Origin of the sequence: Pallidibacillus pasinlerensis (assembly GCF_009996845.1) — a bacterium.
GTDB classification, from domain to species: domain Bacteria; phylum Bacillota; class Bacilli; order Bacillales; family Caldibacillaceae; genus Pallidibacillus; species Pallidibacillus pasinlerensis.
Map to the genome: position 1 here is coordinate 1 of NZ_JAACYS010000088.1, position 11,498 is coordinate 11,498.

13 protein-coding genes are annotated in these 11,498 nt (G+C 34.7%); 3 read left to right on the forward strand and 10 right to left on the reverse strand.

Translation table 11 applies throughout. The features are described 5' to 3' along the window. Positions 1 to 758: 758 nt before the first annotated feature. From GW534_RS14415 to trmB, 4 genes are all read right to left on the reverse strand, one after another. Positions 759 to 1,601: a YtnP family quorum-quenching lactonase gene (locus GW534_RS14415; RefSeq protein WP_161921692.1), complete on the reverse strand. Its 843-nt coding sequence runs from the start codon at positions 1,599 to 1,601 to the stop codon at positions 759 to 761. Positions 1,602 to 1,755: 154 nt separating this feature from the next. Beyond that, the gene (locus tag GW534_RS14420; protein WP_246204186.1) at positions 1,756 to 2,142 is read right to left on the reverse strand and encodes a YitT family protein; all 387 of its coding nucleotides are present in this window, start codon (positions 2,140 to 2,142) and stop codon (positions 1,756 to 1,758) included. Between the two features lie 34 nt (positions 2,143 to 2,176). Continuing rightward, complete coding sequence (locus tag GW534_RS16570; protein ID WP_246204187.1) at positions 2,177 to 2,308, reverse strand: YitT family protein; 132 nt, start codon at positions 2,306 to 2,308, stop codon at positions 2,177 to 2,179. Between the two features lie 510 nt (positions 2,309 to 2,818). After that, a complete protein-coding gene (gene trmB / locus GW534_RS14425) occupies positions 2,819 to 3,457 on the reverse strand; it encodes a tRNA (guanosine(46)-N7)-methyltransferase TrmB (RefSeq protein WP_161921693.1) in 639 nt (212 codons plus the stop codon). 152 nt (positions 3,458 to 3,609) lie between these two features. Here trmB and GW534_RS14430 point away from each other — a divergent pair, with 152 nt between their 5' ends. Continuing rightward, entirely contained in the window at positions 3,610 to 3,888 is a 279-nt protein-coding gene (locus GW534_RS14430; protein ID WP_161921694.1) for a YtzH-like family protein, read from the forward strand. 98 nt (positions 3,889 to 3,986) lie between these two features. Here the strand turns inward: GW534_RS14430 and GW534_RS14435 are convergent, their stop codons facing one another. The 4 genes from GW534_RS14435 to thpR all read right to left on the reverse strand — a co-directional run bounded on the left by GW534_RS14435 (position 3,987) and on the right by thpR (position 7,549). Continuing rightward, positions 3,987 to 4,760: a phosphotransferase family protein gene (locus tag GW534_RS14435; RefSeq protein WP_161921695.1), complete on the reverse strand. Its 774-nt coding sequence runs from the start codon at positions 4,758 to 4,760 to the stop codon at positions 3,987 to 3,989. 189 nt (positions 4,761 to 4,949) lie between these two features. Next, positions 4,950 to 5,906 carry a diacylglycerol/lipid kinase family protein gene (locus GW534_RS14440; protein WP_161921696.1) on the reverse strand — a complete coding sequence of 319 codons (957 nt, stop codon included), beginning with the start codon at positions 5,904 to 5,906 and terminating at the stop codon, positions 4,950 to 4,952. A 36-nt stretch (positions 5,907 to 5,942) separates the two neighbouring features. Then, positions 5,943 to 6,905, reverse strand: coding sequence for an NERD domain-containing protein (locus tag GW534_RS14445; protein ID WP_161921697.1), 963 nt, complete (start codon positions 6,903 to 6,905; stop codon positions 5,943 to 5,945). Positions 6,906 to 6,979: 74 nt separating this feature from the next. Beyond that, positions 6,980 to 7,549: an RNA 2',3'-cyclic phosphodiesterase gene (thpR, locus tag GW534_RS14450; protein WP_161921698.1), complete on the reverse strand. Its 570-nt coding sequence runs from the start codon at positions 7,547 to 7,549 to the stop codon at positions 6,980 to 6,982. Positions 7,550 to 8,008: 459 nt separating this feature from the next. On the opposite strand from thpR, the gene GW534_RS14455 reads away from it, so the two are divergent. Beyond that, a complete protein-coding gene (locus GW534_RS14455) occupies positions 8,009 to 8,230 on the forward strand; it encodes a DeoR family transcriptional regulator (protein ID WP_161921699.1) in 222 nt (73 codons plus the stop codon). A gap of 60 nt (positions 8,231 to 8,290) precedes the next feature. Here GW534_RS14455 and GW534_RS14460 read toward each other — a convergent pair whose 3' ends face one another. Continuing rightward, complete coding sequence (locus GW534_RS14460) at positions 8,291 to 9,019, reverse strand: pseudouridine synthase (protein WP_161921700.1); 729 nt, start codon at positions 9,017 to 9,019, stop codon at positions 8,291 to 8,293. A gap of 116 nt (positions 9,020 to 9,135) precedes the next feature. Between GW534_RS14460 and GW534_RS14465 the strand changes: the two genes are divergently transcribed. Continuing rightward, positions 9,136 to 9,393 (forward strand): hypothetical protein, encoded by a 258-nt coding sequence (locus GW534_RS14465; protein WP_202630955.1) that lies wholly within the window; start codon positions 9,136 to 9,138, stop codon positions 9,391 to 9,393. Positions 9,394 to 9,663: 270 nt separating this feature from the next. Here GW534_RS14465 and GW534_RS14470 read toward each other — a convergent pair whose 3' ends face one another. After that, positions 9,664 to 11,277, reverse strand: a complete 1,614-nt coding sequence (locus GW534_RS14470; RefSeq protein WP_161921701.1) for a putative polysaccharide biosynthesis protein — start codon at positions 11,275 to 11,277, stop codon at positions 9,664 to 9,666. Positions 11,278 to 11,498 lie beyond the last annotated feature (221 nt).

Sequence of the window (11,498 nt, forward strand, 5' to 3'; positions counted from 1 at the left end):
ATTCTCGATGACATTTCTTTGCTCCTACACCAACATTTTGTCTTCGAGACAACTCCTCGATGACATTTTCATGCTCTAGCACTGGCATTTTGTCTTCGAAACCTCTTCTCGATGACATTTTCATGCTTCTGCACTATCATTTTGTCTTCGAGACGCATTCTCGATGACATTTCTTTGCTCTGGCACCAGCATTTTGTCTTCGAAACCTCTTCTCGATGACATTTTCATGCTTCTGCACTATCATTTTGTCTTCGAAACCTCTTCTCGATGACATTTCTTTGTTCTGGCACTAGCATTTTGTCTTCGAGACGCATTCTCGATGACATTTCTTTGTTCTGGCACTATCATTTTGTCTTCGAAACCTCTTCTCGATGACATTTTCATGCTTCTGCACTATCATTTTGTCTTCGAAACCTCTTCTCGATGACATTTTCATGCTTCTGCACTATCATTTTGTCTTCGAAACCTCTTCTCGATGACATTTCTTTGCTCTAGCACTGGCATTTTGTCAACGAGACGCATTCTCGATGACATTTCTTTGTTCTGGCACTAGCATTTTGTCTTCGAGACAACTCCTCGATGACATTTCTTTGCTCTGGCACCAGCATTTTGTCTACGAGATCCCATTTCAATGACATTTCACATCACTTCCACCAACATCTTGTCCAATAGAGCCCTACCCTGAATCCTGAATCCCGAGCCATTTAAACCACTTATTCCAACAAATCAACTATCCCCTCGAAAATACTCTTTTTGATTCAACTTTCCCTCTTCAACTCTTCCACCACATTCCCATCTTTATCCCATTTGATCGCGCGGTTGACTGCATCATGATAAAAAGTGAGCCAAGCATTATTTTCAGCTGCAAAAGGGAGCCATTTTTGTTTTTCCGCAATGGATGTCATCGGATAATCATCGTATGCCATTACCCATAATACATTTTGATGAGCATGGGTTGGTAGAATATCCGATAAATGTATGGCCATTTCGCCTTCAGATTCAAAAATGACAATCGCGTGACCATCACTATGGCCTCCAGTATGTACCATACGAATTCCAGGGTAAATTTCAATTTCTTTTTCAAACGTTTCCACTTGTTCTTCAATCCCACGCCAGTTAATTTCCCAATATGTAGCTTTGGAACGAATATTTGGATTACGCATTTCATCCCACTCTATATTACTAGTAAAAATCGTTGCATTCGGAAATACAGAAACATAGCCGTCACCATCAGGCTTCGTTAACCCACAAGCATGATCAAAATGAAGATGCGTCATTAATACAGCATCAATATCAGCAGGCGTTAATCCCAACTGCTGCAGTGACTCCTCAACTTTTGATTCCTCAGTAACACCAAAATTTCTTTTTTGCTTATCCGTTAATTTTCCATTCCCAATTCCAGTTTCAATTAAAAATTTCTTATCGTCAACTTCAACTAATATAGGATCTGTTCGACATTCGATTTGATTTTTATCATTAACTGCATATTTCCTTGTCCATAAAGGTTTAGGGACTACACCAAACATCGCTCCGCCATCTAAATGAGTCACACCGCCATTTAACCAAGTCAGTTTTATTTTCCCAAGTTGTAATTGCTCCACTATTCCCATCTCCCTTACTAGTTCAATTAGTTATGAAAATTTTATAATAATTCTACAAATCTTACAAATAATTACAATTGTGCTGATACCCCAACTCCATCGCTAAAAATAAGAAGAAAAAAGCTGCCTCTCCGAAGAAAAACAGCTCACTAAATTAATGTTTCCCCTTTTTAATAAATTGTCCCCTATTCAATTCACTCACGTTGGCCAAGGCAACAAAAGCATCAGGATCAAAATGTCGAATAATCTTCTTCAACTTCACCTCTTCAAGACGGGTAATCACACTATAAACCGCTTTTCGTTTATCACCACTATACCTACCTGTTCCTTCAAAATATGTAACAGATCTTCCTAAACGCTGAACTAGCGCTTGTCCGATCATATCTGCCTTATCTGAGATAATTACGACTGATTTCGACTCATTCAAGCCCGCAATAACCGTATCCATCATTCTCGCCGCAATTAAATATGAAATAATGGAGTAAAAAGCACTATTCAGTCCAAACACAAGACTAGCTGTTAAGAAAATAATCAAGTTCATAATCATGACTATATTACCGACAGAAAATGGCGTTTTACTGAAAAGGAATGTTAATCCCTATTATCAGTAATTTACTGAAACCAATCGGTGTAATTTCTTCTAATATTAACGAAATCCCAACAACGCCACCATCGATAATTCGATTCGGTATAAGTAGCGCTTCCAATCCATAGGCAAAAATAAACGCTCCAATCGTAATCGAGAGGAAACTACTAAAAATATCTCCTCATTTATTCGTTTCTAAATAATCTTGATTTTTCTTCATCGAATGCCTTCCTTCCATTTAGAATAAAAAAATTACCTTTTTATAAAATCCTAATTCGTCTAATTTTTAAAGGGAAATGGCAAAAAAGGGGAAAATATTTATACTTATGCTCGTGTTTATTATTTTCCAATTCACTTATGTCTAAACAAATTTCAAGCTTGTAAAAATCTCATAAAACGTTTTATCACCTTCAACGGAATTTCATGTAAATCGCATTTTACACGAAAAACGCTTTTTTATTTTGGAACACCGAACCCGTCCCCCTGTATCCCCCTGTATCCCCCTGTATCAAAAAAAATCCTGTTAAAGGTTCTAATGCCTTTAACAGGATTTCTTGATTGCGCTACAAATCATATACCGCAACAACGATCTATTTTATTACAAGTCCACACCCATCAAAAACAAGATTAATTACGAAAATTGAACTTCACAACGATAAATGCGATGTCCTTTTTGAGAAAACTTTTCTTCGTACTCCGTCATAATGTTGCCTTCAAAATCACTATTGTGTAAATCTAAACTAACATAATTTAATTTTAATCCGTAATGGGAGAAGCTTATTAAAGAGTATTCAAAAAGTCCTTGGTTGTCGGTTTTAAAATGCAGTTCGCCACCTTTAACAAGCACTTTTTCATACATCTCTAAATATGACTTATATGTTAATCTCCGTTTTTCATGGCGATTTTTTGGCCACGGATCAGAGAAGTTCAAATAAATTCGGTCAACTTCACCTTCCGCAAAATAATCAAGTAATTTTTGCGCATTCACATTTAATAATCGCAAATTCGTTGGCTCGGCTTCAAGCGCATATTCTAACGCAGAAACGATAACACTTGTATAAGCTTCAATTCCGATATAATTGACATCAGGATGAGCTTTTGCCATTTCGTTAATAAAACGGCCTTTTCCTGAACCAATTTCAATATGAATTGGATTATCATTCCCAAATAGTTCATGCCATTTACCTTTATAGTTTTCCGGATCTAGTACAACGAATTCCGGATGATTCATTAATTTTTCCTTTGCCCACGGTTTATGTCGTAAACGCATAAATTCCACCTCATTTTCATAAATAGTGTTTCCAACTAATCGGCTAATGAATCAGTATAAAATACTCACTTGAACAAATAATAAAATTACATCGCTTGTAAAAAATCGTTGTTCCCCACAATTTATTGTCAAATTTTTCTAGGAGTGAGAACATGCCACTTGATTATACTGACCAATTAAATTTACTAAGAGATATATTACAAAACCATCAAGAAGATTGTTGCGGATCCGTTTCAGAATGTGAGCAAATTGAACGAACCGTAAAATCTTTATTATTAAGCGGTGAATTAACCCCTGATGTTAAAGATGTTTTAACAGAAATTTACAGCTATGGTCAGCAAGGTAAATACACCCAACATTTAGATAACCATATCCAAAATCATCAAGAACAACTATCGAATTGGGTAGACCACATCGATCAATATTCCTAATGAACTTGCATTTCCACAAACAATTACAACACATTCACTCGAAAAAGAGGCTGTCTCATCGCCAGGGAAATTAGGAGTCCCTATTTAGACAGCCTCTTCTATTTAATTTCATCTAAAATTTCTAGCCAATATAAACTATCTTCTTCACGGCCAAGATTTTTAAAAAATTGAATCGATATTAAAGTTTGATAATACGCATACCATTTCAATCGCGTTCTTTCTTTGTCAGTCATCGTTAAGCCGTATATCTCCAACCAATTATCCCATTCACTTTCGGGTACGTACCAATATAATAATGGACCGATATCAAAGGCAGGATCACCTATAATCGCAGTTTCCCAATCTATTAAGTAAAGCTCATCTTGATCGGTTAACATCCAATTATTATGATTCATATCTCCATGACAAACTGCCCAATCTATCGGTTTCATCATTGAAATATTCGTTTTTAAATAATCATATGCCTTTTGAATTGTTGGATTTTTCTTCAACTCATTATCTAAATGTGTTTCAGCATAATTTAAAAGAGATTCAGGGTAAACAGGGGATTTTCCTAAACGACGCATCATTGAAAGTAACGGTTTTGAGCGATGGATTTTATTTAATAATTTAGCGACCCGATCACAGTTCATGTCTTCGGGTTCTAGTTTTCGACCTTTAATCCATTGTTGAGCTGTAATTACATCACCATTTTCCAATCGTTTTGTCCAAACTAATTTTGGGACAATCCCTTCTGCAGATAAAACCGCAAGAAAAGGTGAAGAATTACGTTTTATAAATAATTTTTCATTATTATGCGATGCTAAAAATGCTTCTCCAGTTACACCGCCGGCAGGTTTAATCACCCAGCCTTTTTCGAACATATAATCCACCGTTTTCACCCTCATTATGCATCAATCACATCAGTTAGTCATGTAGTAAAATTCCAATATACTAAAATTCACAAAAATCTCGATTATAAATTTATATAGTAACTCTATGATTGTATCTCTTTGAAAACGCTTTAGTCAAGAGAATTTTAAGAAAATCTCTTTTCTAATATATTTTATAAAATTATTATACTACTCGTATGTTTTTAAATCATTTAAAATAGCGATTGCTTTTTCAGCAACATGAACGGAAACCTTATCTACACCTTTATACTCACCATCGGCATGAATAGGGATTTGTTTTTCCGATTCAATGTTAATTTTTCTTCCTTTAGCAAAATTTACGCCTTTTATTTTTTTATGGCCACCCCATAATACAGTAATAAATAAAAACAAAATTTTCCAGCGTGATATATTATTAACAATTATAACATCTAACCTTCCATCATTTACTACTGCATCCGGAGTAATTTTCAAACCACCACCGAAATACGGTTGATTTGAAATCGTTACAAGCCATACATTTTCAAAAATCTTTTCCTCTCCATCAATATGAAGTTTTATCCGTGAAGTTTGATAATTAAATAGTTCTTTAATTAAAATTAAAATATAAATCAGTTTACCAAGTCCGAATTTATTAAACAATCGTTTAACCTTTGATTCATTTACAACTTTTGCAACCGCAGCATCAAACCCGACACCTAAATTATTAATAAAGCATCCTTGAGTGGAATCTTCCACTTGAAATAACCCACAATCTACTTTGTAAAACTCTGTTATTGTTTTATTTTTAGCTAAAAGACGTAAATTATGTTCTAAAGCTTGTTTTGGATTTCGTGGAGTTCGGTATCCTCTTGCAAAATCGTTCCCTGAACCTGCAGGAATATAGCTGATGATGGCATTTTTATTAGGATATACACCATTTATAATTTCATGGATCGTTCCATCGCCACCTACTGCAATAATTAACACCTTTTCTTTTGTATTTTGTAAAATGTTCCTTACTTGTCTGCTTCCATCCCCAGCATGTTTTGTAAAATAAACTTCATACTCTATCGCTTCATTTATAATTCTTTTCTCGATTTTTTTCCAAATTCGTAGACTGTAGCCATTTTTTGCAGCAGGATTAACAATAAAAAATAATTTCAAAAACATCACTCGATTCTTTCATGTTTTCGACTAGGCTTAATCAAATCTTGGTATTGCTGATGTTTTACAATGTTCCAGAATACTTTTAGCAGCCTTTAGTTGAATATTTTTTAACGGTGATCTTGAAGTACGCATCCGCTGGAACCATTCATCATAATTTCGTCGATCGACTACGACTACACCGTAAGGCGCTTGCGGAAATTCGATAAATCCATTTCTACTAAGTAAAATTTTTTTAATTGGAAAATCGATATCCTCCTGTTTCAAAATTCCTTTAATAATCGACTCTGAACGGTTCAGTGAAATTAGTGGATTTAAAAATTTTTCTTGTCTTTGATTGTATCGACCTTGCCAAAAATATTCATCGGAACCTATATATACCGCTCCATCTTCCTCTTCTAAAAATGAAATACAATAGGCTTCCGTTGGCGTTATACAAATCGTCTCACTTTCAACAGGCGCCTTTTTTAATAAAAATATAGGTTGATAGAGAAATAAATATGTATCAGGGAAACGTTGAATAAAGTACTTTAAGTTTTTTTCACGATAATAGGATGAGTCAATAAATGATTGGCTGTAAAAAGTAGAACTCGCCCATGAGAGCTGAACTTCAAATAGTTCTTCCAAAAATAGCCGTTTTAACTCTTCCGTCGTTTCAGGAAGCTGATCATTTAAAAATATAAAATCATCGAACAAATTATTTTCTTGATTATCTATAATTGTTTCTGATTGTACTAGGTCTTCTTCCAATACATCATCATTACGCCGGATAAACTTTTCCTTTAATTTACTCCAAAAACTGCCCTTTTCCTCTTCTTCGAAAGATGCAATTGATTCCGAATCTTCAATTGGATTTTCCTGTCGCATTTTTTCATTTTCCCATGCTTCTTTATATAATTCCCATTGTTGACGCTTCAGGCGAATAAATCGTGACGGATATTTATACATATCTATTTCATAACGAGAAATATAATCTTGTAGTTTGATTAGCTGTCCCATTATTCATATACCTACCTTCAATTTAACAACCAAAAATTTGCAACTCGATCGTATACTACATATATTTATTAACGCTATTTTTCACCTAATCTAAATCGGTGAAACTCTTGATACTTTGGCGGTTTATCCAAATGTGTCTCGTATAATACAATCTCTTTAACTTGAAAAGTCAAGCTCTCGCCGTCCAATGTAACTGGCAATAATACATTCTCATCAAAAGATTGCTCACCATTCCACTTACGCGCCAATGTAATATGGGGGCGAAATGGTTTCCAATCAAGTTTAAATCCCGTTTCTTTACATTGATTATACACTTTTTTCTGAATCATGGATAAAGTTTCTGATTCGTTTACACCAGCCCAAAAAATGCGTGGTGATGTTTTATTCCCGAAAACCTCTAATTCAGTAAAATTTAATTCAAAGGGCTCAAAATCTATTAAAACATGTTCAACACGTGAAATAGCTTGGTCCAGTTGTTCTTTTTCGGCAAAACCTAAAAAGGCAAGAGTAATATGATAATCTTCATAATGGACCCAGCGTTTAAACGGAAATTGTAATTTATTTATTTCAACCCAACGTTTTAAATATTGTTTCGCTTCGTCTGGTAATTTCACAGCAAAAAAATAATGAAATCTTTGTCCCACTATGAATCACTCCTAAATATTATTTCGGTAGTTTTTATATAGTTTACTTAAAAAAACAATACATTTTTCTGTTTTCCGACAAATATTTTAAAAAGAAAAAAATTTACAGGTCGACCATCCAGAATATTCACATTCCACTTTCATATATTGATGGAAAAGGGTTTATAATCACTTTTTTCATTCAACAAATTCAAACGTTTTCAAACGAACGACTAACGATTGAATAGTATAGCAAAATACAGTTTGTATTATTTACATAGTCCTGAATTTACGAAAAATTAACAAAAAAAACACTAGTAAACGTTAAGACAATTCGCTATAATGTCAGTAACTACATATTTATCAAATATTCAGAGGAGATGTTTAAAGGTCCACTAACGAAGCAAATTTCATATTACATTCAACTGTTGTCGTTTGTTACAAGATTTTTAAAAAATTATTATTTAGGGGTGTGGTTTTTTGAAAAACTCAACAGACCGAATGCTAACTCGAATTAAATCAGTTTATATGTTTATTTATGAAAATGGAACTGTGTCAACACAGGAACTAGTTGACGAGTTTGGCATGACTCCTCGAACGATTCAAAGAGACCTTAACGTTCTAGCATATAATGGCTTAGTAAAAAGCACAAGACGCGGCAAATGGACAACGACAAATAAAAAAGTAAAATTATCGTCTTAGAGTTTGTATATAATCAGCTGTTCATATGTCCTGAACTACATATGAACAGCTTTTTTAATGTTAATTAGTTGCTCGCCATTCCTTAAGTAATTCGACTTCTTCATCCGTTAGTTCCCGATATTCACCTTCAGCTAAGTCTTCATCTAAATGAATCGGACCCATAGAAATACGTTTTAAATAAACAACTTTTTTACCAACTGCTTGAAACATCCGTTTCACTTGATGAAATTTTCCTTCTGTAATCGTTAACTCAATTTCCGATTGAATTTCCCCATTTCGTAAAATTTTCAATTCCGCAGGCTTCGTTACATAACCATCATCAAGTTCGACTCCTTTGGCAAAAAGTTGTTGATCTTTTTCAGTAACTTCTCCTCCTCGGACAATGGCATAATAGGTTTTTGGTACATGTTTTTTAGGAGAAAGAAGTTGATGACCCAACTGTCCATCATTCGTTAATAAAAGCAAACCTACTGTATCTTTATCTAATCGACCAACTGGAAATGGTTTATAAACCGCATCATCAATTTCCAATAAATCGATGACTGTTTCATCATAATGATCTTCCGTCGCGGAAATTACCCCAGCAGGTTTATTCATCATTAAATAAATAAACTCTTTATACGTTACAGCCTCACCATGTACTGTAACTTCATCTTTTTCATGATCAACATGAATTTTTCCATCCGTGACAGTTTCTCCGTTAACCTTTACTGCACCGGCTTTTAATATCTTTTTTACCTCTTTACGACTACCAAATCCTAAATTAGCTAACATTTTATCAATACGCATTAAATCAGTCCTTTCATAAATATCGACCTTTTTACCGATAAATGGGCAAATCACTATTCATTTTTAGACGCATACACATACACTGTTAATGAAAATGCGGAGGAGGTTATGTAAACATGATTGATTATTCCTATCTTTACCAAGATCCAACTCAATACCAGGATCCTAGACAAACACAATTTCCAGGAGGCGGTGGTTTTCCTGGAGGTGGATTTCCTGGAGGTGGATTTCCTGGAGGTGGATTTCCAGGTGGAGGATTCCCTGGAGGACAACAACAAATTAATCGCCTAGAAAGGGATGTAAACCAACTACAAAGGGAAGTAAATCGTTTAGAAAATCGCGTTCGTCGGATCGAAAGACGGTTAGGTTTATGAAACACAGATAAAAAATATGTACTAAAGGGACTGTCCAAAAAGTCATTTTTTAGACATTATTGATGCAATTATTCGTTACTTTGGCGGACGCTTTCCGCGGGCACGGCCTCAGCCTCCTCAACGCGCAAGCGCGTTTGCGGGGTCTTCAGCTCGTGCTGTTCCCGCTGGAGTCGCCGCCAATTTCCTCATCAAATGTCTGTATTTTCGACTTTTCGGACAGCCCTTAATTATTTTACAGTGCGGACGCTTTTTCGCGAACACTATTTCTTATTAAGAAATCCCTAATTTCCGTTTTAAACTTTGCATTTGCTCCGGGAAAAGTAAAAATGCTAACTTTGATTTTAAACTTAAATAAAAATATACAATCCCACCGATCGCAGCACAAAGGAGAATTAAAATTAACGCTGTTAGTTGATTTTCAACTGGAATAAATAATGCAAACAATTTATAACTGAAATAAACGACAACACCCATAATTCCATTGAAAATTAAGATAAGCAGACTCCTTCTAAATACGAGTCGATAACGATAAAATGCATACGTTCGAATTATAATTAAGTTAAGGATAATCGCAACTCCAAATCCAATGGCAGTAGCATAAATCATACCATACGCTTGGTAAGCCTCAATTAACGGGATATTTAGTAGCATTTTTATAAGTAAACCTACTAATAAATTAAACACAGTAAACTTTTGCCGGTTAATCCCTTGTAAAATTGCTGCCGTAACAGAAAACAGCGCAAATAATAAGGCAACCGGGGCATAAGCAAGTAAAATTTCCGCTCCATCTAAGTTATATCCATAGAAAAACGAATACATTGGTTCAGCTAAAATCATGATCCCTACAGTCGCCGGCAACGTTAAAAATAGTAACACTTGAAACGTTTGATTTAACTGAAGACGGAGATCTTTATGATTTTCATTTACAAAAGAGTTCGTTATTAATGGCACTAATGTTAATGAAAAGGCTGTTGCAATGGAAACAGGAATAATCACGATTTTATGTGAGTTAAAGTTTAACATCGCATATTGTGCTTCTGATTGTGCTGCCAGACCTATCGATGCCATCGTTTTATTAAAGGTTAATGTATCGACCATTTGGAATAAAGGTATGGCAATACCGACAATAATAAATGGAATGGCAGATACGATAATTTCCTTATACATTTGTGATAAAGAGATTTGGACTTGCCCACGGTCTTGAGCAAGAAGTGCGTCTAAATGAGGTTTACGTTTTATCCAATACCAAAATAGAACAGCTAAACCACCGATCGCACCGACAAATGCTGCAAATGTCGCTAATTGAACAGCAAAAACAATAGAACCATTTAATATTTGTAAAACAATAAAAGCACCTAGAAGTAAAAAGGCAATTCGTACAATTTGTTCCACTACTTGTGATACAGCAGAAGGTCCCATCGAGCCATGACCTTGGAAAAAGCCTCGGATCAAACTCATAAACGGAACGATTATGAGTGCGAAACTAACCGCCCGAATAACGGCAGTAACATCTTCCACATTTGAAGTTAAATCATCAGCTGGAATAATGAGTTGCGCTAACGTTGGAGCCAGCATAAACAAAATGAGAAAGGCCATAAAGCCAGTAGCCAACATAATGGCTAAACCCGATTTAAATAATCGCCTGCTGACTGCATATTCTTCTAACGCATTATATTTTGAAATTGTTTTCGATACGGCCATCGGAATTCCTGCAGTAGCAATCGAAATAAAAATTGTATACGGTACATAACCGTATTGATATAAAGCAACACCACTCGTTCCAACTAAAGCGTTAAACGGTATAACATAAAACAAGCCTAATATTTTTGAAATATATGTACCGAGGGTTAAAATCATCGTCCCTCTAATTAGCTTTGACCCCATATAATCCCTTCCTAACAAAACGCTCTATTGTTTTCAAAGTTCATCATTCGTTTAAAATACACTATAATAGTTTACATGTTTTTGCCTTAAATTTACAATTCCAATGTGATTTTTTTGTCGCATAAGTGCTATTAAAATTAAATATGTGAAAAATTTACTTTTTTACAACTAAACATTAATTATGTCATCAAAATGTATTTTTCTCAATCTTATTTATAGTA